The following is a 25,323-nucleotide window of genomic DNA, read 5'->3' as shown; positions in this document are numbered from 1 at the left end:
TTTGATGACGACGAACCTTCCAGTCACTGCTGAATTTGTCGCCACATTCCCAAAGGATCGCACTGATCCATAAGAATAATAATAATCTTATTATTCTTCTTATTATTGTAAGTCCCGGCCACCTATCAGCGCGGAACGCGCCTTTTCCCCACAGCCGACAGGCCAGGGGCGGCGTGCATTCAACGAACGATTCCAGACTTATTTCCTGCTGCTGGCACGTAATACTCTGCGTAATCGAAAGACTATTTCAGGGCGTCATCAAACATGGCCGAAACCATTCGCCGTCCTATTCAACTTGCGAATCAAGAACCTTGGTCACGACCAACGAAATTTCGTCATGACGAAAAAGTGTGGGAAGGGGTGGACTAATGCAGGATAGGCGAATCGCCGGTTTTACGTGCTACACAACGCTTGGGCATCAGCCCAAGACAGTCTCAGCGCTGACGCAAGACAATTTCAGCGCACCATCAAACATGACCGACACCATGCGTCGCCTTACTTAATTACAAATCAAAACCTTGGTCATGACCAAGGAAATTTCGTCATGACGAAAAATCCTGTGGGAGTATGGACTAGTGCAGGATAGGCTTTCGCCGGGAATGTGTATTACACTACATCTAGTGACTGGTCCGCAGACTTTGGAGAAACCCATGCCACGAGAAGCGAAGATTGGAGCGCCCCGGGGCAGCCATGTATACACCTTGCGGCTACCTGCTGACCTCCGCGAACAATGGATGTCGTATTGCGAACGCAATGACAAAAAAGCGGCTGCCACTCTGCGTGCGCTTATGCGATACCTGATCCAGGATGATCTGCCTACCGAAGTTCAGAATTGGGTAGCAAAACAAGTCGAAGGAAAGCCAGATTCTGGCCCGAAAGAAAGATTGGAGGTTCGGTTTACTCCGACCGAATACCAGGGCATAACGACGCGAGCCGAAGCGGAAGGCTGTTCGCCGCAGCGCTGGGTAATCAATTGCGTTCGGGCCGGTTTGACCCATGAGCCACAGTTCACGATGGAAACGACAAAAGCCTTGTGGGAATCGTCCTATCAGCTTCGGGCGATAGGGCGGAACCTAAACCAGATTACCAAAAGGATTAACAAAGGCTTGGTGAATACTGTGGAAACGGAACAACTTGAAAATCTGGCCGAGTTCATCTATCTGCATACGGACAAGGTGGCAGCCGTGCAGGATGCAAGCATTAGCCGATGGAAAATAAATACCAATAATCAAATCAAACCACAAATTTCCATCGAACTATAACGGCACAAAAATCCACCCACTTAAATTTATGAATAAGAACACAGAGACACCTATGCATGTAAAAAGGGGCGATTGTTGAATATTACAGACAGCCGAAAATTCATAAAATCAGTAAGAAAGAATCCTGAGAATTTTTACCTAATCCACTACTCGTGCCAAAATCTTAATGATGAAAATGAAAAGCTCTCACCCCGCATAACTTCTATTGCTATAAACCACTACGCCACGGGGCAGTCAATCAGCTTCTCAACCCATTCAATCGCTGAAGAGTTACGAATTCCTCGTGACCAGGTTCTGATTAAATTTGATGAGGTTGAACTTGAGCTATTAAGGCAGTTCTACGCCTTTATTCGTGATCGCCGTGATAAATATTGGGTTCATTGGAATATGAGGAACCTTACCTATGGATTTGAGCATTTAGAGCATCGCTATCGCGCCCTGGGTGGAACGGATGCCTGTGTCATTGGTGTAGAGCGGCGGTTAAACTTGAATGACCTTATAGCAGACCGTTACGGGTCGAATTACGCAAAGCACCCCAAGATGTTGTCGCTCATGGAGTTAAATGGAGGAAAGCATAGAGACTTTCTTTCGGGGCAGGAGGAAGTTACCGCTTTTGAGAATAAAGAATTCTTGCGCATGCACACCTCTACGCTCTCAAAAATAGGCTTCTTTAGTTCTGTAATGCGCAAACTGGTAAACAGTAATCTTAAAACGGCATCTAAAGGAATTGGTATCACATTAGACAGACTATTTGAGAGCAGGGCTGCAAAAGCGATTGGTTTTTCCGGAACGGTAGCTGGATTACTCATAGCTCTATGGAACATTTTTAATATTACATGGTGAATCAAGTCGTAGGTTTCGGCTCAAGTAACTATGGCGTTTATTTTGGCTCTTTATAATTGGGCGATCAACCCCACAGGATACGGGCACGTTGGATTCTCCATCATTCTTGAGAGTTCCTTCGCAAAAAATGAGCATACACAGAACCTATTAACTTTTATCGGTCGGACTCTTTGAAAGACTGAAATCAACGAGCGGCTTCCCAAACAACACTCCCAGACGCCCAGTATCTTTCCTGATACCCAAATCGAATTTATCGCTCATCATTTTTACTTCTTCTCTGATTTTCTCATCAAGCAAACCTAGCAGATACTCAACAAAAACGTCGACTACGGAAAGCTCGGCATGAACCTCCGTCAGCCCAACCGTTCGATGCGAAACACCAAGTGTTCGCTCCCACATTGTGGAATATTGAGTAAATACCGGAACCTTTCCGTAAAAATACAGCTCGTTAAACTTGAGTTTCTCGATATCGATATTCCCGTGCAAGAGATCGTTCCGTGTATCCACAAGCTGAAAGTAGTCTCGAACAGCTCTATGATCCGAGTCAATATGACCTTTAAAACCAATACAGTAATATGGAAGCGAACGAACCCTAACGTGCATCGGAAGGCGAAAAACGCCCGCAAAAAGGGACTTGTCCGATCTAATCGTAGGACGAGCAAGAATGAAAAAAAGTAAGTTAATGAATGATTCAGCCATGACGGGCAGCATCGCCCGAATTCCGAAGCTGAGCCCAATGGCACGTGAATAAACCTCTGCACGATCGCTCCACTGCTTCGTCGCTGCATCTATGTCGTCGCTTTCAAGTACGTTTGGCAGGGCATCCAAAGTCGGATCAAGGTTCAGCTCGTCCAATTCCTTCATAAGCTTTTGTACTGCGCCCCGTAGCCGCTGATACGGGTTCACAAACTCGATCCACGGCTCGAGATGCTCTTTACGTAAATGCGCCATCTTTTTACCATAATTAGAGAAGTCGCTTTTGACCTGACGCAAAAATTCGGATTTTTCTGAATCGGACAGCTTTGTCCCGATTATCCGCACCTCTGTTCGGTAGTTGAGCCCGGCTATCGTGATGATCCCTGTGACAGTCTTAAAACACCACTCCCAGTGGATTAAATTGTCCGAGTCATCGCTTCTAAACAAACTCTGTAAGCCATTTGGCGGTCCGAAGCGCGCACCAAGATAGCAATACAAGTCAGAAGGACGAACTTCGTCGATAAACGACCAAGCTGTTGAAGGGCGAGGCGAACGCCTGTTTTTCTGGAGGAATTCAGCAGCAATGTCCTTAGGATGAATGAATTCAAAATTAGCGACATAGTCCTCTGGCAAGGCTTCTAATTTTTTACCCATAACTAAACTCCATAAAAACAATAGCACAAGCCCCAAGCAGTCTTTCTTTTATAGGACCGTCTAAATGTGTATCTGTTAAGCTCGCCATTTCTATTGTGTGGCTTATCCAATAGAGTCCGATATCGTCTTTTTCCAGTCTTGTTCCATAACCATATGAAACTGGATTTGCTCATCCTGACTCGCCAGATCAAGCTGGCCAACTGTGGCGGCATCAGCCGCATACTGGGTTAACAGCTCGAACAGCTTGCGCTTGTACTCGGTGTCATCGTTGCCTTTCAGGTGCTCGCCCTTGGTTTCCAGGACAGAGAAACGGAACCTGCCATTCTCGGTACCATGGACACAAGCTAGGAGATCAGGATATACGCGGTGGCGCTGCCAGCCTTGCAGACCGTATGAGCGTTGGTTTACCGCGATACGATGCCACCAGTACACGCATTGATGCTCATCCAGATACCAGGCCGTGTTCTTTTCCAGATCATTGAATTCCTTCTGATAGACCTTTTCGAACAGGCTTTTTTCCAGCGCCTCGCCGTTCTTGCGGTACAGCAGCGGATCAATGTCGGCAACGTCGATTTCCAGCGTTTCGGCAATTTTCCAGTTCAATGCCGGATCATTGGACGACACTAGCCGCAAGGCTATATCACCGATCTTCAGCTTGGCGCGAAACAGCGCCTCGGCCATGGTGTTTACCTGCCCGCGCAGATCGGTTTTCATGGCGTGTACGAGATCGAGCCGGTTGATATAAATTTGCTCCTCACTGACTCCGCTGGTTCGCAACGCACCCAAAGTCTCTTCAAGCAAACGCATGCCCTGCCATGGGTTGGGCACAACATCCAACAACTGGCGCACCAGATAGGGGGCATCCAGCCCCTCTTCCGGCAGGGTCTCAATTTCCTGATGGTCAAGCTGAAAATCCTTTTGCCCAGACTCTTTGGACTTTTTATCCAAGACCGTCACGCGGGCCACTGTCCTTTGCAGCTTGTCGTCATCCATGACGGCCTTATCAGCCAGAAACTGTAACGCTTCCCAATCCAGGGCGCCCAGCACATCGCGTTCGTAGTCCAGCGCACGATAGCCATCCGGGGCACTGCTATCCCGGTGCAAGACGCGGGGTAGAAAGATAGGCGGCAATCCGGTGAACTTCTCATTTCGCCGTATCGTTTCCCGGCGCATATTGCGAGCCTGGCCGCTGTCTGGGTCTACCGACTTAACGCTGGAAGCCAGATCGGCCATACCTTCGTCTTCCAGCCCCTTGCGCACCCCATTGACCGCTTCGGTCACATCCTGATCGAAGGTAAAGACATAACACTCGTCCAACGCCTCGACACCGGTTGTCCTAGCGTGGGGCTGGCGCAGTACGCGCCCGACCATCTGGGTCAGGGCCGTGGTGGCCGTGGTGCGCGACAGAATGGCCAGCACATAAGCAAAGGGGCAGTCCCAGCCTTCGCGCAGGGCATCCTTAGTGATGATAAAGCGTACTGCAGAGGTGGGTGACAACAGGTCTTCGTCCGCCAGTTCGTCATCACTGGAGGTCTTGAGTCGAATATGTTCTTCCTTCACTCCGAGCTGGTCACGCAGATACTCGCGGGCGTCCTCGGCGTGCACGAACCCGGCGTCGCGCTGATCTTTACCGGTACGCTCCACTCGCACCAGTACGATAGGACGGATATAACGGCCAGACGCGTTCTGAAACGCCAGCGACGCCTCTTCCAGCTCCTGCTGCTTGGCGTGGGCCAGCGACAGTGTATGCCGCCAGCCGCCCTTGCCTTCGTTGATGACATTGATCGGCAGCTTGATCATTTCCTCATCTTTGAGGTCTGTCCCAGGCACGTTGACCAGCACGTTCGACTGGTGTTTGCCGTTGGTGTTGGGCGTCGCGGACAGTTCCAGAATGAAGCGCGGGTTGAAGCCCGCCAGGGTATCGCGAGCCGTATCGGAATAGGCTCTATGGCCTTCATCAATCACCACTACCGGGCGTACCAGCCGCAACACATTGCCCAGACTCTGCTTGACCGACACCGTACCCGGCACCACGCCGTCGGCATAGCCGAGGTCGGCCAGGTCATTCTGGTCAAGGTTGGGCACTTGCCCCAGCAGCTGCACATTGGCTTCGTTATCGTCTTCCAAGGGAAAGAAAGAAGTGAAGCGGCCACTGTCGCGGAACATCCGCAGCGTTTCCTTGGACTGACGTGCCGCCGAAGGCAGCATCAGCAGCATCACGCAGAGCTGCCCTTCCACATCCTTGCGGGTGAAGGCATCCCCCTTCTCAAGCAGCTTCACCCGGCCACCCGAGGCCCGCTCCAGCATCTGCCGGTAGGGGTGTTCCCTATTGGCCAGTTGTTTCCATGTTTGCCGGTAAATCGCCTCCGAAGGCACCACCCACAACACCACGCCGATCTGGCGCTTGAAATAATCTGTCTGCACCCGTTCCAGAGAGGCCGTGGCCAGCAACGTCTTGCCGCCACCGGTCGGCACCTTCAGGCAGATATTCGGGATCGACCCGCCCAGGCCATCGTGACGCGATAGATAAGGAGCCACCACCGGCTTGCCGTCGTGATAGAGGTAAGGCAACAAGCGTTCCGTATTGAGCTGATCCCAAGCTTCCCGGCAGTAGTCGCCCAAGCTGGCTACCTTACCCTTGCTCTTCTGAAACTCGACAAAATCTTCGGCTTCTTCACGTTTCTCAGCCAGCAGCCTCAGATAGCGATCCAGCCGCTCAAGTACGCCCTGCTGGTATTCCTTCAGTTCCATGCTCAATCCCCCAGAATCCGGTGGACAGCATAGGGCAGCTGGCAGAACTCGATGCGTCGTGCTGTCAGCTCCTTCTGGCTCATGAACTTGGCCACCGCGAACACAATCGCTCGCTTGCCCTGCTTGTTACCCGCCTCAATCGCAGCCACTCGCTCGGCATTAAGCGCTGCCTCATTGGAGCGCAGCCACGCCTTGTCGGGCTGATAGAACAGGTGGATACGGAACAGGTCGGTTTCGCCGATCAGGCCATCAGCCGCTGGCTTGCCCACCTTGTCCAATGACTGCCCGGTGGCGGTATAGAACACATAGCGGGCCAGGGCTTCGAAACCTGGCATCCCTTCACCGGTCAGCAGGCTTTCAATATCAATGGGGTCGCCCAGGGTGCAGTAGGTAAAGCTGCCGCCCAGACCCGGCGCGGTGTCTTTGACCGCGCGCTCACCCGTGACAGTCAGCACACCATCTTTAATCTGTTTTTTGATCGTGTCGTATTCGTGACCGTGGAGATTCTCAATGGAGGCAATGTGATCCATCACCTTCTTCCGCCGCTTCTCGTTGTTGAACGTAGTCCAGGTAATATTCTCCCGGTGCAGCTCTTCACGCTGGGTACCGGTATAGGGGTAGCCATTGATGACCCGGCGAACTCGTTCCGCAGTGAGAGTGTCGGCATAGTCTTCGCACTCGACGAGAATGAAGCGACGATTGCCGTTGTCTTTATTATTGGCAGAGAGAATTGCGTGAGCTGTGGTGCCAGAGCCTGCGAACGAATCAAGCACCAGTGAGTTTCTATCGGTGGCAATCGATAAAATTTGTGTGAGTAACTCCACAGGCTTAGGGGTATTGAAAAGGCTATCATCCAAATCCGCAACAATATCCCGAAGATGCTCCTTTGCAGATGCATTACTCCCTGCATCTCGATATGTCCATAGGGTAGAAGGCACCACACCATCCTTACTTTCAGATAGGTATTTTTTTATTCTTGGTATAGAGTTGCCATCCAAGCCCCACCATATCCTTCCGTCGCTGTTTAGCTCGTCGAAGGTGGACTTTGAAATTCTCCAATATGTACCTTTCGGCGGAGTATGTTTGCGACCACTGGGTGAGATAATCTCGTATTCGCCTTGACTATAGAAATTCCGCGCTTGTATTGCATTCGTGGTCCAAACTCCGCGCGGATCACTGTCCGGATTAGTATAGCTTTCCGTTGCATCATCTGACCTTGAAAGTAGGTTTCTCGCCCAATGTATTTCTGACTTTGCATATACAAAAATCTGATCATGCATCTCAGAGAAATGTCTGGCCGAGTTCTTTACCGTATACATCTTCTGCCAAGCAATGGAGCAAATGAAACTTGCTTCGCCAAAAACCTCATCCATCATCACTTTGAAGCGGTGGGCTTCATTGTCATCAAGAGTGATCCAAATACTGCCCGTTTCAGCAAGTAAATCTTTAAGGAGATGCATCCGCGGCCACATCATGCACAGCCATTTGTCATGCCGCTCCAAATCTTCCTTATCAACCGGGTTAGCCGATTTCTTCAGCCACTCCTTCATCAAGGGCGAACGCACATTGTCGTTGTAGCACCAGCCTTCGTTCCCGGTGTTGTACGGTGGGTCAATAAAGATGCAATCCACCTTGCCAGCATGTGTTGGCAATAACGCTTTGAGCGCTTCCAGGTTGTCGCCATGAATGATCAGGTTGTCATCCAGCGCAGGCTGCCTGCCCTCAATGGGCAGCGACTTTTCAGGCACCACCTGCAATTCACGGAACGGCACCCCAAGGTGGTGGGAATAAACAAACTGCTTACCCTTGAACTCAAGCGTGGGCATTAAAAACTCCTGATCCAATCAAAGCACGCCTTGAAAGCGGGCATCTGCTGTTCTAATTCGGCGGCACTCATACTGCGCAACCGCTGTTCTTGTTCGATAATGGCGTCTTCGCCTTTATCGTCTGTTCCAGTCACCTGCTCAATGCAGCCTTCGCACCAGGCCCAAACTCGATGGGCTTGAAGATCATGTTGGGTTTGCACGGCAAGGGCTTTTCCTTCGTCGTCTGCAGCGAAAAGTGCCCACGTATCGGCAGCTAGGTGCCCAGTGGCTTTGTCGTTTTTCGGAAGACCGTTATCATGTAAGACGAAACCATGCCCGGACTTCAGACGTACCAACTCTGCTTTAACCTTGGTCAAATCATCTCCATCCCGTGGCAACATACCTCCGGAACGAGCATGGGTATAGCCAAAATCCAGATCCACTACAGCGCAAGCAGCTATCCCCATGGCAGCCATAACAGGCAACGCCTTGGGAATATTTCCGCAGCCCCCAACAGAAACAAAGGCAATATGATCAATGTCAGGGGTAATGCCATACAGCCTTTCGTAAGCTATCGGCAGCAAGCGTCCATCTGTCTTGCCCTCACAAATAACCACCCTTCTGGCAAAGTAAATCTCGGCTAGGTTGCCCAGCTCAAACAGGGTGCGCGATTGGCTTTCAGCATTACTCAGCGCTTCTTCGACCGCATGACGTAAAGGCTTTTGCGTGGTCGTACCTGCTTCTGCTGTTTTGCCCACAATCACAGTATCAGCAGCGTTTTCCCGGCTCAGCATCAGCGGCGAATGGGTGGAAAAGATAATCTGAAACCCGTGCTCAGCAAGATGGCCCAGAGCCTGTCGTAAACGTCTTACACCTTGGGGATGCAGATATAACTCAGGCTCGTCTATCAATAGCAGGCGACGTGCAGGTCGGTTCCCGTCCCCCCTCCGAGTTTCCGCCAGATAACGAATCAACGCCATCTGAATAGCCCGCTGCGCTCCCGTACCCATCTGGTCAAAACGTCGCCGGTCGCCGGTAGCTTTATCAGTGACATGCAGATCACCGGCCTTGAAGAATTCCTTAACATCAACCACCTGCAAATCCAGGTCGAGCGCCAAACCCGGAAAAAAATGGGCAAGCGCTTCGGTAGCGTCGGTATCGAATTGCTGCAGGTGTTCAGAGCGGTTTTCACCTCCAGAAGTCAGCACATGGCGGATAGTTTCCAGCGCCGTGCTCAATTCGGCGTGAGCTTCCAGCAACGGCCCCATGATCTCATCGAGCAAGCCCTTTATCGTGGTACCAGCCTTTGCTTTACCAAGATCCTCGCCAAGATCGTGCATGGCCTGCACAACCAGGGGCTTTGGCAATAAAACAGAAACTGCTTGGGACAGGCCGGTGGGGTAGGATCTCCAATGTTCCGGCAAACCTTCGCCAGAACACTGATCAATGTCCCAGACCTCTGCATTTGTCGCTTTTGAGGTGGTACCCGTTGCCACGACGCGAATCCATAAGCGGCCATCCCGGCAATATGGCTCGATTGCCTTCCTATGTTTTTCTTCGGGTATTAGCGACAGGATCTCCTCGCTGATGCCATCTATGCACGCAGCAACCTCAACAGGTACTGCTGGAGCAGAAAAGTCTGCTGCAGACAGTGCCTTTGGCTGCAACACCCACTCGATAGCCTGAAGAATGGTGGATTTCCCGGCGTTGTTCTGCCCAATCAGCGGCGTATAGCCTTCCAATGGAAGGGTGACGTTACGGCACGAACGAAAATTCTCAATATGAATGTAGCTAACCCTATGCATAGACTGCTCCTTTTTCTATACAAGGCAGTCTAGGGGCGACTGGCCTGCTTGATATATCACTTACTTTTGCAGCGGCGGCCATTGCCGGGCGGTATGCACGACATTCAAGATTCGCACCTGCGTTTCTACAATTTCATACACAACCATGTAGCTGCTGTGGACGACCAGCTCAAAGGTGTCCGGCACCCTCCCGCCCCGGCCCATTCTTGGAAAGTCCTGGAGCACTGCTGTTCTTTCTGCTATCAGATCATCAAGTGCCAGGGCAGCAAGGGGGTTGTCTTCCTCGATGTAGTCGTAAATGTCTTCACGATCCCTGACCGCTTCTGGCGTCCATAGCAGCTCTATCATTCAGGTGCAGCCATACGGACGCGGGTCGCTGCGCGGCGAGCGGCAAAGCGGGCTTCAACATCAGACGCGGGAATCAGGTTGCCCACCTCCGCAGACGCCCGCGACTGCTCGACCTTCTTCGCCAGCCAGGCATCGTATTGCTGTGCTTCTTCCTGCTGCGCCACATAACTGCGCATAAAATCGCGCAGAAGCTGGGCTCCGGTACGGTCATGAGCTTTGGCGGCATTGGCGAACTCCGCCTTCAGGCCGTCATCGACTCGGAAAGTAAAAGTGGCATCGCTCATGGCATCATCCTCATGTGTTACATGCAAAGTGCAGTGTAGCACGACACCCTGAATGTCTCTATGTAATTGATGCTCATACCAGATGGTGATCTGACCGGAATTTGCCATGGCCAGCGGTACAGTAGCGGTACACACATCAGTTTTGGCCATCTGCGCATAAATACGCTAAACTGCTGACGCATAAGTACTTTCTACTTATTTTGATTACGGTTGTATACGCTTGATTTTCCTAGGTTTAGCGTTTCAGCCGCAAACTCATAATCGGCAGGTCGACAGTTCGAGTCTGTCTGGGCCCACCATTTTTGCCTTTCTTAATGATTAAAAGCTGAGTGCTGCTCTTACTAGAGCGAGCTTTAGTCTGTCGCAGTTGGGTTGTAACCCCAGGCAGGTGGCGGCAGCGGTATCGGCTGGCTTAAGTCGACTTCCACCTCAAAAATACGGCCTGGGCGGCTGAGCTGGTAGCGCATGCTTTGCTCGCTTGGGAAATCGATAGCCCAGGTATTAGTCACAGAAACACCTAGTCCTTCGGCAACAAAGAGGGCCTTGCTGGCTTCATCTACGGGAAAACTTTGCGCTGTAGCTGATCCGGCCGCTAGCGTCTTACCACCGTAGGGCGAGACTGCATCAGGGCTGCCATCCTCATGCAGATGGTAATGTTGAAAGTCTATGTACTCTGGGGTCAGGGTAAGTACCCAGGTGCGGGAGCGGTCCTCACCCACATGCAAAGGCATCCGGATGACCTTATCTTCACAGTCTCTGATATGAACCACTAAAGGCTGATCCCAAGCAGGACTGGGGGCATTATCTTGTACTATCTGCGCAGAAAAAGCCTGACCGCAAAAAGGTTTGAATGCCTGCATAAAAGCTTCTCGCGCTTTCTCAGCAGTGTTTACTTCTCCGGCATGGGCACTAAAGCTAAGCAGGCCAGCGCCTGCCAAGGCCATCTGTCGCTTCCAGTTGATCATGTCTAAGACTCCAGCACAGATTATTTTTTAATTACTCTATCAGTATTAGAACCCTAAGGCTTGCTTTGCCATTGAATTAGCGCCCTTCAAAATTACGGCTAAAAGTGTATAATAGGCACAGCATCAAGAAGGGTTTATAGCCCTGCCAACCTGCCCTCCCAGGCAAGGTGGCCTCCCTTAGGGGGATGTGGTCGCAAGGCAACCAAATGGGACTCCTTACTCTCCTTCCTGATGCACTCACAATGCCTACAACTGTTTGGGAAGGAATTATTATGTCTGATAAAAAATTAACTTTTGAGCTGACTGAAGAAGAAAGCGAGCGCTATTTTGCTTGGGCTAGAGCGCTCACAGCCACACTGTTAGATGAGGACTGTGAGCCGCCAAGCGTGACTTTCACCTTCGAGAGCTATATGGGCTTTACCGAGATTACTGCTCATTACTGCGGTCAAACCCTGCTGATCCGAAAGGGCTACTAAAGCCCCTCACCAAGTTAAACCTTACATAATATAAGGGGAATTTATGTCTAAAAAGCTAAAAACACATCACCAGAATTTTGTTTTCTATCTTGCACTGCGCGATCTTTTTGACTGGGGCAGTAAAGCTGTGAGGGTCAGCGGCTATTTCGATAGCGAAGAAGAAGCGCAGGACGCTGCACGCGCCTATCGCCTTGAAAACAATATCGATAAGAACTCTTTATCGCGCCTCGATGTTGTCGCACAAGCCAAAGACGATTTACCCAGTTCACTATGTATGACCTGTGACTCCCAACTCGTTGAGATCAGCAATCAAACACTTAAAGATATCAAAGCCTTAAAACCTAATATCAGCACTCTTTCAGCTAAAGCTACTAAGGGCTGGTGGAAGATTTGCCCTTTATGTGACGCCTATGCTCTTGGTATAGAATTTGAGGAAGGTTTTCCTGTGCGAACTCAGGATGGCAGGATAATAAACTTTCAAGAGCTAGTTCCAGAATTAGACTTTTACTCCTAGTCAGCGAGATGCATGGTCGCTTAGGCCTCTGCCTGAGCGCCATAAAATATTGGCCCTACCAAAACCGCTGCTCATGAATAAGCTATATCCGCTTAAATATTGGGGTAAAACAGGGTAATCTTTCGCCCTCTAAAAACGTCACTGAAAAGCTCTAATGCCTGAAGCTATCTGGATATCATTCGCATTTGCGGTTGGCCTACTGGTCAAAGCGGTTCGCCTACCACCATTAGTTGGCTACTTAGCTGCCGGCTTTATTCTCAGTGCTTTAACGGCCTACCCAGGCTTGAACTTTTCAGCTGAACCTACTGCTGTACTGGGTCACATCGCTCACTTAGGCGTGCTGCTGATGCTGTTTACAGTAGGCCTTAAGCTAAATTTTAAATCGATTATCAGTCCAGAGGTGATTGGCGGTAGTCTGCTGCACTTTGTGATCACCTGCGCGGTATTTGCTCCTGGGCTCTATTTCTTTCTCGACATCACGCCCTATGTCGCCTTGATGCTCGCTGTAGCACTGTCGTTTTCTTCTACGGTTCTGGCTGCCAAAGTACTGGAAAATAAACGCGAGTTACGGGCTTTCCACGGCCGTGTCGCCATCGGCATCTTGGTGATGCAGGACTTAGTCGCACTGGTGGTTATGAGCCTAGCAGCCGGTAAAACACCTTCCGAGTGGGCCTTGATTGTCTTTGGCCTGCCGCTGCTGCGCCCCTTCCTATTTAAGCTATTAGATGCCAGTGGCCACGATGAGTTGCTAGTGCTCCTAGGGATGCTATTAGCGCTGGTGCTGGGCGGCCTTGGCTTTGAAGCGATTGGGCTGAGCTCGGAGCTGGGCGCACTATTGTTTGGCGCTGTACTGGCCAATCATCCGCGCAGTCAGGAACTAGCAAAGTCACTGTGGAGCATCAAAGAAGTCTTTCTGGTTGGCTTCTTCCTGCAGATTGGTATCGGCGGGCTACCCGGCCTTGATGCGATAGTCTTTGCGCTAGCAGCAAGCCTTATTCTGCCACTCAAAGGCATTCTGTTTTTCTTTTTGATGATCATGTTTCACCTGCGCGCGCGCAGTAGTTTTCTGACCTCCCTGTCACTCACCAACTACAGTGAATTCGGCCTGATTGTCGCCAGTATTGCCCTGCCTGAGTGGCTGGTGCCACTGGCTATTAGCGTGTCTCTATCCTTTGTCATTTCGGCCCCTTTAAACCGCATGGCCCATGGCATATATGAGCGCTACGCCAGTCGACTTGAGCGTTTCGAAACCAATAAGCATCACCCCGATGAACAACCCCTGTCACTGGGCACGACCAAAGTACTGATTCTAGGCATGGGTCGCACCGGCTCCGCCGCCTATGACAAGCTGATCGAAAACGAACCCTCACTGGTGGGCTTGGACTCAGACCCCAACAAAATCATCCAGCATAGTGAGGCAGGCCGCAACGTGATGTTTGCCGATGTAGAAGACAGCACCTTCTGGAGCCACCTACAGATGCCTCAGGTGCACTCGGTGTTATTAACTACACCTAACATTGAAAGCAAACTGATTGCCACACGCATGCTGCGCAAGATTGGATTTACCGGACGCATAGTGGCCCATACTATGTACCAAGACGAAGCGGACCGGATCCGTGAGGCCGGAGCCGATAACGCCTATCTATCTATGGACGAGACAGGTATCGCCCTAGCCAGCCACATTATTGAAACTAGTACGTCGTAGTTGCTACAACTCGCTGAGAGCTCAGAGCTTGGCTCAATTTACCCGGCAAACCTCTGTACGCATTAGTCCTGCGTCATCCATGGATAGCGCCTAAGCGCTCGCTGAGGCGCATCTGCAGATATCCGTCTTCCTGCAATTGTCAGTATACGGCAACTCTCATACATCCAGAATCGATACTGCCGCCAGCAGTCGACCCCATTTAAAAACCTATCTGCTGGATCTTGGTAGATTGGATCTGCTGTCCTACTGAAGTTTCTGCGTTGGTATTCCCGCTCACCCAAGGCAGGATCTTCTTCCCATGAATAGAGCAACTTCAGCAGGTCTGTAATGTCTGGTACTGGCAAGGCTTCGACAACTTCCAACGCCAAGCCATCGTCATTTTCCAAGTGGTCCCGCATTGCGTAATACAGCATCAGCAGCTGCTTACGCAAACCGATAATCGTATCCACTACATCAGGGACTGTCAGCCCGCGATACACCGCTCGATGAAGCATTTCATAACATGACTCCATCAGCGGCGAGTATTGCTTCACTGGCTCATCGGGCGGTATGAAAGTGCTCCCTGGGGCTTTAGTGCTCAAAGCTTTGCTCTTCTACTCTTAAGACCAACTGCGGTCTATCAAACACTCTATGGCTACTACTTTAACTTAAGCACTTAATTAAATTCATAGCGCAAGGGCATTGATTTAAGACCACCCACAAAAATTGCCTGCACCCACTCGGGCTCACTAGCAAACTCAATGTGCTTAAGGCGCGGGAGTAGCTCCCGGAAGAACAGCTCTACCTCAAGAATTGCTAGGTGCTGGCCCAAGCACATATGGCTGCCAAAGCCAAAGGCCAACTGACTCTTGTTGTCGCGTTCGATATCAAACACATCTGGATTAGTAATCGCCGTGCTATCTCGGTTCGCCGAGGGATACCACAGGCAAATACTCTCACCGGCCTTAATAGTTTGTCCCTGAAACACCTCATCTTGGGTGGTGGTACGCATCATGTGTCGCACTGGTGAGGTGTAGCGAATCATCTCTCTAGCAGCACTATGACAGAGCTCAGGCTTGTCGCGTAGCTTTTGTAATTGATCGGGATGCTCTATTAGCGCCTTCAGGCCACCGGCCACGGTGGCAGCAGTAGTGTCATGCCCCGCTGTCGCTGTAATAATAAAGTAACTAATTTGGTCAAGTTGCTCCATTGGCTCGCCGTCAATTAAAGCGCTAGCCAATACCGTCGCCAAATCATCCTTGGGGTTTTTCTTTCTGTCCTCCACCACCTCGCTGAAGAAAGCAAAGAAGTCCATCAAGACAGCCAAGGCATCCTCAGGATTTACTCCACGAGCTTGGCTTGGGTCAGCCCCACCAAATAACTCTTGGGTTAGCTTGAGCATCATGCCCTCTTTTTCCGGCGGCACGCCAATAATGGACATGATGACCTGCAGCGGATAAAGCAGGGAAATTTCTTTGACAAAGTCACACTCGCCGCCCCGCGCTTCCATTTTATCCACATACTGTTTGGCGATACTTTTAACAGTGCTAGATAGCTTACTGATCGGTCCCGGCTTGAACCATTCACGCGTGACCCCGCGCAATTTTTTATGCTTAGGCGCATCCATATGGATTAAGGTTTCTAATCCATTGCGAGAACCAAAGTTCTCTAACAAAACCTGCTCAAATTGTTTTTGAACGAGCACAGTCCGCGGACTATTAATAAAACGGTCATTATTTTGGCTAATGAACTTAATGTCCTCGTAGCGGGTGATCGCCCAGAAGGGTTCGTAATTGTGGTGCTCTACATAGCTGACGGGATCATGCTCACGCAGGTATCTAAATAGCTCATACATGGCCTGTTCGTCACCCATAATAGCGGGGTTGAGCAGTTCTAGATTACGGTTCATAAACAATGTCCTAGACGTCGAAAAGTTGCAGCTTGATCGGGAGTTTAGCCTTGCGAATTCGCGCCATATTGTGAATTTGCGCCAATAAATGTTATAACGCGCCAATGGCCATACCAACAGTCTCCCCTAGCTTTATGCATGCCGTATTCGAGTACCTTGCTAGCCAAGGTATTGATGAGTCTACGGTACTTAAGCAGTTAAAACGCAGGGACAAACGACAACTGGTAGTCAATGGCCGGGTTGCGCTGCAGGACTACCAGAACCTCTTCGCTGTGGGAGAGGCACTGACAGAAGATAACTATTTCGGTCTCCATATGGGCGCCAGTCCCATGCCAAGAACATGGGGCTTGGTATCGCACTTAGTGATGGCCGCGCCCAACCCCCTATTGGCGATAACTGCGCTGATGAACTATTCACGGCTGCAGTTAGACTTTGCTCAGTTTGATCTGAGCGAACCGGAGGGCGATGAACTGGTGTTGTCATGGCACAGCAATGCTGCCCGGCGGCCTAGTCGCCATGTTATCGAGCATGTGTTCGCCAATATTATGGCACTGGCAAATACCCAAGCGGGCTACCCCTCCCAACGCGTAAGCATTGAGTTCAAGCATGACTACGTAGGGGACGCAGGGCATGTCGAAAAAGTACTTAATGCCTCAGTAAGCTTCGGCTGCAGTGGCGATCGTATTTTTGTGCCAAAACAATTTCTCCAGCTGCAATCCCAATACGCTCAAGATGACCTGTTTTCTTTTGGCGAGGAGCTCGCGCGACAGCGCCTATTGGAGCTGCGCGGTGCAGACAAGCTGATTAATAGCGTCCGAGAGAGCATTCTCAACCAACTGCCTTTTGGGCTGCCCAAAGTGGCCGCTACGGCCAAGACTCTGGATATGACAGCTCGTACCCTACAGCGCCGCTTACAAGAGCGGCACTTAAGCTACAAAGCGCTACTCGATGAAGTGCGCCGCGAACTCGCTAGGGAGTTAGTACAAAAGCCAGAACTGAGTCTTAGCGACGTGGCCGACTACTTAGGCTTTAATGACCAAAGTGCGTTTCAGCACGCATTTCAACGTTGGGAAAACACCACCCCAGGTAAGTTTCGCAAGTCTTTAGCAGGCAAATTAAAGCTTTAGAGCCGCACGCTCGGCCAAGCTTTCCAGCAAGCCTAGCAAACAGGACACATTGCGCCCTGCTGAGCGTGGACTAAGCTGTAAGTATCGCATTGAGATTCCTCCACTGACTGGGTGGCACTTTGATGTGACCCACTCTGAACGAGGTAGTCCCCATGAGAACCCCACTTAGCCACTTGCTGTCATTTTCCCTCGGCCTTTCATTTGTTGGCGCTTGCGCTGCAGACCCAGATATGGATGCAAGAATTGAACTAGCAAAGTCGGCAGCACCCGCATCGATCAGCGACAAGGCCAGCATCATGGTTGATGGTAAAATGGTGGTCGAAGGCAGCAATGGCTGGACCTGCATGCCCGACACCATGCCAGGTGATGGTGCAGCCATGTGCAATGACGCGCTCTGGATGAATATGATGAACGCGGTTGGCAGCAAGGCTGACTTTGTAGCCGAAGGTATTGGTATTTCCTACATGCTCCAAGGCGACAGAGGCGCCGGGGTTAGCAATGCCACCCCCTACCACCCAGACCCCAAAAATGCCGAGGACTATACCGAAACCGGTGCCCACCTGATGATAGTTGTACCGAAGGCACTATTAAAAGATATCTCTATCGAGCCCTCTTCCGGCGGCCCCTATGTCATGTGGGGAGAGACACCCTACGCACACATTATGGTTCCACTTGAGTAAAGTAAGCCAAGAACTTGAAGCTTTTCATCCTAGTTTTCCCTGAATTCGGGTACTGTGTCTAAATGATATGGATAGCACATCCAGTGCCCCCAGTGAAACCCAAGGAAAGTAGTACATGAACCGCATAGAAAAACTGCAAAATGACATTTACAGCTTTGAAGAGCTCGACACCTTAGAGAAGAATGCCAGCAAACTCGCTGACAAAGAGACTTTAGAGCTAATCGCAAAAAGCCGGGCCTCAAAAACGGCTAAGGGCGAAAAACCTAAAGCGGTGCCCAGTAAGGCTGAAAAGGCACAGGCCAAGCGAGAGCGCAGACAACGCGGCGGGTGAGAGTAAGCCCAGCGGCTACAGGATTATCTCGCTACATCCTGCCCAGCTGCTGTTTAATGGCGAACGGCTGTAGACAGGGTATGCCTGCTAGATTAAAGGCACTCCAGACCATCCCCTAGGCCTACAGTGTCTACTCTGGCAATACAGAACAGAACCTTAACTCTTTTGTACTCTCGCCCATAGGGCAAACAACAAAGACATGGCATACAAGCTAGAGCCACCATAGAACAGCACCTGGTAAGAGCCGCTACTATCCACGAAATAGCCCACCAGGGGCACTGCAGGTAGCACAAAAGGCAAGAGAAATAAGGCGTGCAATCCCGTCACTTTACCCAAGCGCGCCACGCCAAATAGCTGACCATTAATATAGGGCTGTAGTGGTACCGTTCCACCTTGAGCTGCCCCCATCATAGCAACCAGAACAACCACCATTGCTGTGTAGCTTTGCACAGCGCCAAATAGGTACCAACTACTCACCAAAACTGCCTGAAGTACTAACAGCAAACTAATAGCATGCCCTTGAAAATAATCGGCCAGCCAGCCGATAGCAATTTTCCCCAGTAAACCGCTAGCACCAGCAAGGGCTAAGAGGCTGGCGGACTCCACAACCGACAAGCCCAAGCTTTGCAAGTAAGGAATAAAGTAAACACTAAAGACAATGAGCGTGGTATTGATAACACCAAAACTGAGACCGATAAGCCAGAAGCTGCTGCTTTTAGCCAAGTGCCTGTTTGAAGCCTCTAATTCAGCCCGTTCGCTACCACTTAAACTGTCCTTCTCAGGGGCCTGACCCAGGGGCTTGTGCATGCTGCCCACCGAGCTAAGTGGCCGACTAAGGGACTCAGGGTTTTCTTGTAGCCAGAATAAAAAAACCAGCAACAAACTCAGCGAGCCGCAGAGTCCCAAAATCAATAAAGCTGGTCGCCAGCCCATAGACTCCAATAACCAAGCAGCCAGCGGTGGCAGCGTAAAACCGGCAATACTGATCCCCATTGCCATCAGAGCCAAAGCCCTGCCACGCCTTCGCTCATACCACTGAGAAATAATAACGGTGCTAGGTATCGCGCCGTAAAGGGAAAACGATATCGATAGCATGACCATGCCCCCGGCGAGGACTAGGAGCGAGCTGGCGCGTGATAGCACTAGCATACTGCAGGCCATCAACACGGTGCCGCTGAGCATTATGAGCTTTATACGCCCCGGCTTGAGCAGCGCTCCGATGAGCGGTGAACTTAAACAGGTGACTAGTATATAAATCACCATACCCAGCGACATTTGGCTGACGCCGACTTCAAACTCAGTTGATAACGGAAGTAGAAACACGCCGAAAACCGCCACCATGCCATTGCCAAAAAACTGGGCTAATAAACAGATGAGGGCTATCGCCCAGCCATACAAGCTAATCGTATCCTCGGCTTTAGCTGGGCTAACATCAGCAATACTAAGGGCCGCTTCAGTCAATTTATGCTCCTGGATTTTTCATCGCAGTGTTTTTATATTCTGTGTATGTAATCATCTTACAGGCCTTAGCGCCAAGTGTTATCTCTGGCATCGACAGCAGTAAGGCTTTATCTGTTTCTGGAGCGCTTAAGTTTTAGAGCAGTGATGCTTCGAGCCTAGGGCTTAAACAGTCTCACTTCACTTTATCTAACAGCTATCGACCTTTGCAAAGGTAATCAAATAATGAGCACGGCCATTTTGTACTACGTCCATGACCCAATGTGCAGTTGGTGCTGGGGCTTTCGTCGCTCCTGGGACCACTTATGTGCAGCGCTGCCCAACACTGTGAAGGTCGTCAACGTAGTCGGTGGCTTAGCAGCCGATAGCGAGCAAGCAATGCCCCTAGAGCAACAGGCAACTATTGCGGGCTACTGGCGGGACGTAGCAGAGCGCACAGGGGCCAGCTTTAATTTCGACTTTTGGCGTGACTGTCAGCCTCGGCGCTCCACTTACCCAGCTTGCCGCGCGGTATTAGCTGCGCGCAGACAAGGAGCGGAACTGGCAATGATTGATGCCATTCAACGCGCCTACTATCTGCGTGCGATGAACCCCTCAGACAACAGCACCCTTATCGACCTTGCCGCTGAGTTGAACTTGGATACAGCTCAATTTAGCAACGACCTGAGCAGCGCTGAAATAGAGCAAGAGCTACACAATGACTTCGCCCTGCGGCGCCAATTGGGCGTGCGCTCATTTCCCTCGTTAGTACTCGTTCATGGCAACAAGCTAAACGCTATCGATATTGACTATCAATCTCATGCCCCGATGCTGGAAGCCATTTGCCGCACTGCGTCGCTAGAGTCTCAACACTAAAGGAACAACCATAGCCAAACTCATCATCGTCTATGATTCTCAGCGCTAATCTATAGAATACGCCCCCGGCTACTTGGTCGAGATGAGCTGCAGACTCACAAACAAGTAGCGAACACTCACCCACCCCGCAATGGAGTCCAGCATGGCCCTTATCCGCTTGATCCTTGGCAAGCTAATTTTGTTTTTTAACTGGCTGTTTAAGCCAAAGGGCATGCAGCGCGACGCACAAGATCAGGCCATTATCGACCAGCAGACCAGCGCTTTACAGCTGTACCAATATGAGGCCTGTCCATTTTGTGTCAAAGTTCGCCGGGCAATGACGCGACTGTCGCTAGATATTCAAGTGCGGGACGTCAAGCGCTCAGCTACTGCGAAGGAAGAGCTACTTGCTGGCGGTGGCCGTCTGAAAGTGCCATGCTTGCGCATAGTGAACGAACAAGGCGCCATAGAGTGGATGTATGAATCATCCGACATCGTCAACTACCTCGAAAACCGCTTTAGTGGCGTGACTCAGAGCTCTAGGGCCTAAGTTAAAACATCACCTAGCCCACAGTATATTCAGGCAGTCACTCATGAGAATTGTTGAAATTAACAAAGAGCCCGTTGAGCTCTATAAAATTCTGAAATTCGAAGGCCTAGTCGCCACCGGGGGCGAAGCCAAGCTCTTGATCGGCGAAGGTTTTGTCAGCGTCAATGGTGAGGTTGAAACCCGGCGTCGGCGAAAAATGCTCAGCGGAGATATTATCGAGTTTCGCGAGGAAACCCTGCAACTCAAACTGATCTAAACATCCCTGCTAAGTGGCTCCGAGGAGCCACTTAGCAAAGAAACACCTCGACAGCCCAGCACTAAGCCCGTATAGTCCGCGGCCCGCTGTAGGTCTCTGCTATAGCACCTTCATTCTCCACCATCCTTACTCTCCAAACCCGCAGGAATACGCTCTTGATCACCACCGCAAACATCACCATGCAGTTCGGTGCCCAGCCGCTGTTTGAAAACATTTCCGCCAAATTCGGCAACGGCAATCGCTATGGCTTGATCGGCGCTAATGGCTGCGGTAAATCGACCTTTATGAAGATCCTTAGCGGCGCACTCACGCCAACTGCCGGCAATGTGTCTATTGAATCAGGCTGCAGCCTGGGCATTTTGAGTCAAGATCAGTTTGCCTTTGAAGAGTACAGTGTGGTTGACGCAGTGATTATGGGCGACACCAAGCTGTGGCAAGTTAAGCAGGAGCGCGACCGTATTTATTCGCTGCCAGAAATGAGCGAAGAGGACGGCATGCGCGTCGCCGAACTGGAAGTGCAGTTTGCCGAAATGGATGGTTACAGCGCAGAAAGTCGCGCTGGCGAAATCTTGCTTGAAGCGGGCATCGATGAAGCGCTGCACTTTGGCCTAATGAAGCAGGTCGCACCGGGCTGGAAGCTGCGCGTATTGCTGGCCCAGGCACTATTTGCCGACCCCGATATTTTGCTGCTGGATGAGCCGACCAACAACTTGGACATCCATACCATTAACTGGCTAGCCGAAGTGCTAAAACAGCGCCGCAGCACCATGATTATCATTTCTCACGATCGCCACTTCCTCAACGCTGTGTGTACCCACATGGCAGATATCGATTATGGCGAGCTGCGCATCTATCCGGGTAACTACGAAGCCTTTGTCGCCGCATCCACCCTTATCCAAGATCAGTTGCGTGCAGGCAATGCCAAAAAGACCGCTGAACTAGAAGAGCTACAAAGCTTTGTGAATCGTTTCTCAGCCAATGCTTCAAAGGCTAAGCAGGCTAGCTCTCGCGCCAAAAAAATGGAAAAGATTAAGCTAGATGAGATCAAACGCTCTAGCCGCATCTCGCCCTATATTACTTTTAAACAATGTAAAAAACTGCATCGTCAGGCGCTGACTTTAAAAGGCTTATCCCACGGCTTCGATGGAAGCCCGCTATTCAAAGACACGGACATGATTTTAGATGCCGGCTCGCGCCTGGCAGTGATCGGTGAAAATGGCGCGGGCAAGACCACCTTCCTGCGCTGCCTGATCGATGAAATACAAGCCAACAGCGGTGAGATTAAATGGTCTGAGAACGCCCAAATTGGCTACTGCCCTCAGGATAGCACGGCCGATTTCGAAGGCGATCTCACTATTTTTGAATGGATGTCACAGTGGCGCACGCCTAAACACGACGACCTCGCTGTGCGCGGCATTCTTGGACGCCTATTGTTCACCGCAGATGACGCCAACAAAAAAGCCGCTGTGTGCTCGGGTGGTGAAAAAAACCGCCTGCTGTTCGGCAAGTTGATGATGATGGACACCAACGTGCTCATTATGGATGAGCCGACCAACCACATGGATATGGAATCCATCGAGGCGCTAAACAAGGCACTCGACAATTATGATGGCACCCTGATTTTTGTTAGCCACGACCGTCAGTTTGTGTCCTCTCTGGCCACTCGTGTAATTGAAATCAAAAATCAAAGCTTGGTCGATTTCCAAGGCAGCTATGATGAATACTTAGCTGACAAAGCAAGAGCTGAAGCAAAAGCCGCTTAACAGGCCAATTTTAATTAGGGCTAGGCGCACGGCGCTTTCTTACCTATAATTGTCGGTCCGTTGCGCCCGTAGCTCAGCTGGATAGAGTAACTGGCTTCGAACCAGTTGGTCGGGAGTTCGAATCTCTCCGGGCGTGCCAATTTCTTTGGTGCATTTCTGTCGCAATGACTGCAGCTCGCTACACGCTAGCGATACACCGCTCGCCCTAATGCCCTCTGAACACCACTCGCAGGTATCAACGTGCAAAACTTCAAATAGCAGTATGGCGAGTGGGCCTTAATTGCCGGTGCCTCCGAAGGCATAGGCAGAAGCTTCGCTCAGAAGCTGGCCGAGCGCGGCCTGAACTTAGTGCTCATTGTGCTAGGCGGGAGCCACTGCTACTAGCACTCAAAGATGAGCTTGAAGCGGCTCACGGCATTGAAGTTGTTACCCGATGCGGTAGTAGACGAAGCGCTGGCCAACCTTGGCAGAAAACCCATTCATGTTGCTGGGCAACACAATCTAGCAGCGGCCACCGCCCTGAGATCAGCGCGCGATCGTGCCGAGGCCATTCTATACATGGGCCAGGCAGCAGCAGAGCTCTACGGCAAGCCCTACCCGCCTAAGGCCTGAGTAGCGGACGGGCGTTAAGCAGGGTACTTGCCACTTCGCTCAAAGCATCGGGATTATGTGCAAAGCCAATATGGCTTGAATTAATCTGGCAGTGTTCAGTAGTCGGCGACTCTGGCAGTCGTGCAATACCTGTGCCGACAATTCCGTCTCGCACACTGTAAATCACTTTGGTGGGCACTTCGGAGACGGATGCCTTTGCCAACCAACTTCCAAAGTCTTGAGTTTCTAGCGGGACTGTACTACCACTCAAGCGACGCATTAGCGTAAAAAGACTGGTGCCTCGCGGGTCGCCAAAGGGCGAGCCCAGGGTAATCACCTGCCGCAGCAGTTCAGGTACCTCTCTAGCAGCATCAACTGCGTAGAGACCACCCATACTCCAGCCCACCAAGCTGATACTTGTGCCAGCCTGTTCCGCCAACTCGCGCACTCTCGAGACCACCAGGGAGCCCATTTTTTCCCGAAAGCGAGTCGCATCATCAACACTGCGAATACGGTCTTCGGCATTCTCAAGATTGCGACCAAGCGCTAGCGCATGACTAGCGAAGCCGATCTGTTTGAGAAAGTAGCGGATAAAGGCTGTAGAGCTATCAGATGCGCCATAGCCTGGCAGCACCAAAACGGGATCGCCTTCTCCGCAAGTCCGGTATTCGCGCAGTAGGCTGCGCATACTGACAAATGCACGCAGTCCTTCATAAGCTGCTCGGGGCATTTCACTTAAGGCTAAGTTCAGTGGCGGGGGTGGCGGAAAGGTATTCATGAGCGATGCTCCAAAGGGCAAGCTAGCGGAGCCAGTTAATCAACTAAGCCCCTTGCAAGGGGTAAGCGCTTGCCTAAATTCTAGACTGCAGCATTGTTTCACAGCTAGCCTCGCCAGCAACACACAATAAGATGGTAACTAATGACTGTTATGGCCGTTACTGTGTAGCTCGCGAATTAAAGCGGGTATCTCACTTGGGTGAAATACACTGTGCTGTGGATTAATTCCCAACTCTGCATCTAGCGCTTGCTGATGCTGAACCCAGACCGTGGTAATCCCACAGTAATCGGCACCAGCAATATCTGCGGCCAAACTATCACCCACATGAATGGCTTCATGTGCTTCGCACTGAGCCAGTTTCAGAGCCTTCTCAAAAATAGAGGAAGCGGGCTTTTGCTCCGGCTCTTGGCCACCAATAATAATATGGTCGACATAATCGGCGAGCTTAATCTTCTCCACTTTAGGTATTTGAGAAAACTCAGGGCCGTTAGTTATCACTACCAAAGTAAAGAGCTCTCGCGCCTCCAGCAAAAACTCAGGAATACCCGGATAAAAGTCAAAGGCTTCTAGGCGATTGCGGTCAAAGGCCTGCTGCAAATCCTGGGCTGCCTCGCTATCGACGCTATGGATCCCTTGTTCGTGCAACAGGTCCAATATCAACTGTACCCGGAACTCACCTTCACTGCTTTGCTCAATGATCGGCAGGTATCGCTCGCGCTGACTATCAGACCAGTGCCGGTAAATGCCATCCACATAATCTTCTGCCATTTGCTTAGCGTCAAAGGAAGTGCCCGCTAGTTCACGCAAGTGCTGTGCCATTTTTTGCTTGGCAACCGCATTAGCGCCGAGGGTGTCGCAGAGTGTTTCATCCATGTCGAGAAATAGTGCTTTGAGCATAATAAACTCCATCATTGTCGCTGCCTATGATGCCTATTATGTCTTGAGCTATCGACCCTATG

25 protein-coding genes, 1 tRNA gene and 1 riboswitch are annotated in these 25,323 nt (G+C 50.9%); of the genes, 14 read left to right on the top strand and 12 right to left on the bottom strand.

Features of this window, described 5'->3' with window-relative positions; all coding sequences use genetic code 11:
- Positions 1-650: 650 nt before the first annotated feature.
- Together H2508_RS13020 and H2508_RS13015 are read left to right on the top strand one after the other, a co-directional pair.
- The gene (locus H2508_RS13020) at positions 651-1,262 is read left to right on the top strand and encodes a plasmid mobilization protein (protein WP_182174504.1); all 612 of its coding nucleotides are present in this window, start codon (positions 651-653) and stop codon (positions 1,260-1,262) included.
- Between the two features lie 75 nt (positions 1,263-1,337).
- The gene (locus H2508_RS13015; protein WP_182174501.1) at positions 1,338-2,105 is read left to right on the top strand and encodes a hypothetical protein; all 768 of its coding nucleotides are present in this window, start codon (positions 1,338-1,340) and stop codon (positions 2,103-2,105) included.
- A gap of 147 nt (positions 2,106-2,252) precedes the next feature.
- Here H2508_RS13015 and H2508_RS13010 read toward each other — a convergent pair whose 3' ends face one another.
- The 7 genes from H2508_RS13010 to H2508_RS12980 form a co-directional block, all read right to left on the bottom strand.
- The gene (locus tag H2508_RS13010) at positions 2,253-3,455 is read right to left on the bottom strand and encodes a hypothetical protein (protein ID WP_182174498.1); all 1,203 of its coding nucleotides are present in this window, start codon (positions 3,453-3,455) and stop codon (positions 2,253-2,255) included.
- Between the two features lie 102 nt (positions 3,456-3,557).
- On the bottom strand, positions 3,558-6,206 hold the full coding sequence (locus H2508_RS13005; protein ID WP_182174495.1) for a DEAD/DEAH box helicase: 2,649 nt from the start codon (positions 6,204-6,206) through the stop codon (positions 3,558-3,560).
- A 2-nt stretch (positions 6,207-6,208) separates the two neighbouring features.
- The gene (locus tag H2508_RS13000; protein ID WP_220463772.1) at positions 6,209-8,050 is read right to left on the bottom strand and encodes a site-specific DNA-methyltransferase; all 1,842 of its coding nucleotides are present in this window, start codon (positions 8,048-8,050) and stop codon (positions 6,209-6,211) included.
- Positions 8,032-9,816 (bottom strand): ATP-dependent nuclease, encoded by a 1,785-nt coding sequence (locus tag H2508_RS12995; protein ID WP_182174492.1) that lies wholly within the window; start codon positions 9,814-9,816, stop codon positions 8,032-8,034. The genes H2508_RS13000 and H2508_RS12995 overlap by 19 nt, the downstream gene beginning before the upstream one ends.
- 60 nt (positions 9,817-9,876) lie before the next feature.
- Complete coding sequence (locus H2508_RS12990; protein WP_220463771.1) at positions 9,877-10,164, bottom strand: type II toxin-antitoxin system RelE/ParE family toxin; 288 nt, start codon at positions 10,162-10,164, stop codon at positions 9,877-9,879.
- Positions 10,161-10,598, bottom strand: a complete 438-nt coding sequence (locus H2508_RS12985; protein WP_235965342.1) for a CopG family ribbon-helix-helix protein — start codon at positions 10,596-10,598, stop codon at positions 10,161-10,163. The genes H2508_RS12990 and H2508_RS12985 overlap by 4 nt, the downstream gene beginning before the upstream one ends.
- A gap of 203 nt (positions 10,599-10,801) precedes the next feature.
- Complete coding sequence (locus H2508_RS12980) at positions 10,802-11,413, bottom strand: hypothetical protein (RefSeq protein WP_182174489.1); 612 nt, start codon at positions 11,411-11,413, stop codon at positions 10,802-10,804.
- A 115-nt stretch (positions 11,414-11,528) separates the two neighbouring features.
- Positions 11,529-11,629, top strand: a riboswitch (SAM-I-IV-variant riboswitch).
- Positions 11,630-11,685: 56 nt separating this feature from the next.
- On the opposite strand from H2508_RS12980, the gene H2508_RS12975 reads away from it, so the two are divergent.
- The 3 genes from H2508_RS12975 (at position 11,686) to H2508_RS12965 (ending at position 14,108) form a co-directional block, all read left to right on the top strand.
- A complete protein-coding gene (locus H2508_RS12975; RefSeq protein WP_182174486.1) occupies positions 11,686-11,889 on the top strand; it encodes a hypothetical protein in 204 nt (67 codons plus the stop codon).
- A 43-nt stretch (positions 11,890-11,932) separates the two neighbouring features.
- Entirely contained in the window at positions 11,933-12,403 is a 471-nt protein-coding gene (locus H2508_RS12970; protein ID WP_182174483.1) for a hypothetical protein, read from the top strand.
- A 154-nt stretch (positions 12,404-12,557) separates the two neighbouring features.
- Positions 12,558-14,108, top strand: a complete 1,551-nt coding sequence (locus tag H2508_RS12965) for a cation:proton antiporter family protein (protein WP_182174480.1) — start codon at positions 12,558-12,560, stop codon at positions 14,106-14,108.
- Between the two features lie 62 nt (positions 14,109-14,170).
- Here H2508_RS12965 and H2508_RS12960 read toward each other — a convergent pair whose 3' ends face one another.
- Positions 14,171-14,689, bottom strand: coding sequence for a hypothetical protein (locus H2508_RS12960; RefSeq protein WP_182174477.1), 519 nt, complete (start codon positions 14,687-14,689; stop codon positions 14,171-14,173).
- A gap of 74 nt (positions 14,690-14,763) precedes the next feature.
- Positions 14,764-15,996, bottom strand: coding sequence for a cytochrome P450 (locus H2508_RS12955; protein ID WP_182174474.1), 1,233 nt, complete (start codon positions 15,994-15,996; stop codon positions 14,764-14,766).
- A gap of 104 nt (positions 15,997-16,100) precedes the next feature.
- Between H2508_RS12955 and H2508_RS12950 the strand changes: the two genes are divergently transcribed.
- The 3 genes from H2508_RS12950 (at position 16,101) to H2508_RS12940 (ending at position 18,134) form a co-directional block, all read left to right on the top strand.
- Positions 16,101-17,123: a helix-turn-helix transcriptional regulator gene (locus H2508_RS12950; RefSeq protein WP_182174471.1), complete on the top strand. Its 1,023-nt coding sequence runs from the start codon at positions 16,101-16,103 to the stop codon at positions 17,121-17,123.
- 152 nt (positions 17,124-17,275) lie between these two features.
- Positions 17,276-17,803, top strand: a complete 528-nt coding sequence (locus H2508_RS12945) for a hypothetical protein (RefSeq protein WP_182174468.1) — start codon at positions 17,276-17,278, stop codon at positions 17,801-17,803.
- Positions 17,804-17,918: 115 nt separating this feature from the next.
- Positions 17,919-18,134, top strand: coding sequence for a hypothetical protein (locus tag H2508_RS12940; RefSeq protein WP_182174466.1), 216 nt, complete (start codon positions 17,919-17,921; stop codon positions 18,132-18,134).
- A gap of 156 nt (positions 18,135-18,290) precedes the next feature.
- Here the strand turns inward: H2508_RS12940 and H2508_RS12935 are convergent, their stop codons facing one another.
- Complete coding sequence (locus tag H2508_RS12935) at positions 18,291-19,595, bottom strand: MFS transporter (protein WP_182174463.1); 1,305 nt, start codon at positions 19,593-19,595, stop codon at positions 18,291-18,293.
- A gap of 222 nt (positions 19,596-19,817) precedes the next feature.
- On the opposite strand from H2508_RS12935, the gene H2508_RS12930 reads away from it, so the two are divergent.
- The 6 genes from H2508_RS12930 to H2508_RS12905 all read left to right on the top strand — a co-directional run bounded on the left by H2508_RS12930 (position 19,818) and on the right by H2508_RS12905 (position 23,607).
- A complete protein-coding gene (locus H2508_RS12930; RefSeq protein ID WP_182174460.1) occupies positions 19,818-20,447 on the top strand; it encodes a DsbA family protein in 630 nt (209 codons plus the stop codon).
- Between the two features lie 142 nt (positions 20,448-20,589).
- On the top strand, positions 20,590-20,976 hold the full coding sequence (locus H2508_RS12925) for a glutathione S-transferase N-terminal domain-containing protein (RefSeq protein ID WP_182174457.1): 387 nt from the start codon (positions 20,590-20,592) through the stop codon (positions 20,974-20,976).
- A gap of 43 nt (positions 20,977-21,019) precedes the next feature.
- Positions 21,020-21,232, top strand: a complete 213-nt coding sequence (locus H2508_RS12920) for an RNA-binding S4 domain-containing protein (RefSeq protein WP_182174454.1) — start codon at positions 21,020-21,022, stop codon at positions 21,230-21,232.
- Positions 21,233-21,387: 155 nt separating this feature from the next.
- Positions 21,388-22,995 carry an ABC-F family ATPase gene (locus H2508_RS12915; RefSeq protein WP_182174451.1) on the top strand — a complete coding sequence of 536 codons (1,608 nt, stop codon included), beginning with the start codon at positions 21,388-21,390 and terminating at the stop codon, positions 22,993-22,995.
- 62 nt (positions 22,996-23,057) lie between these two features.
- Positions 23,058-23,134, top strand: a tRNA-Arg gene (locus H2508_RS12910).
- 254 nt (positions 23,135-23,388) lie between these two features.
- Positions 23,389-23,607, top strand: coding sequence for a hypothetical protein (locus H2508_RS12905; protein ID WP_182174448.1), 219 nt, complete (start codon positions 23,389-23,391; stop codon positions 23,605-23,607).
- On the opposite strand, the gene H2508_RS12900 is transcribed toward H2508_RS12905, so the two are convergent.
- Positions 23,597-24,364, bottom strand: a complete 768-nt coding sequence (locus tag H2508_RS12900; protein ID WP_182174445.1) for an esterase/lipase family protein — start codon at positions 24,362-24,364, stop codon at positions 23,597-23,599. The genes H2508_RS12905 and H2508_RS12900 overlap by 11 nt on opposite strands.
- A gap of 138 nt (positions 24,365-24,502) precedes the next feature.
- Positions 24,503-25,261, bottom strand: coding sequence for an HAD family hydrolase (locus tag H2508_RS12895; protein ID WP_182174442.1), 759 nt, complete (start codon positions 25,259-25,261; stop codon positions 24,503-24,505).
- Positions 25,262-25,323: the final 62 nt, after the last annotated feature.

It is taken from the genome of Sediminihaliea albiluteola, assembly GCF_014077625.1.
Classification (GTDB): domain Bacteria; phylum Pseudomonadota; class Gammaproteobacteria; order Pseudomonadales; family Halieaceae; genus Sediminihaliea; species Sediminihaliea albiluteola.
The sequence above is the reverse complement of the archived record's forward strand: the minus strand, read 5'-3'. Positions and strand labels throughout refer to the sequence as shown.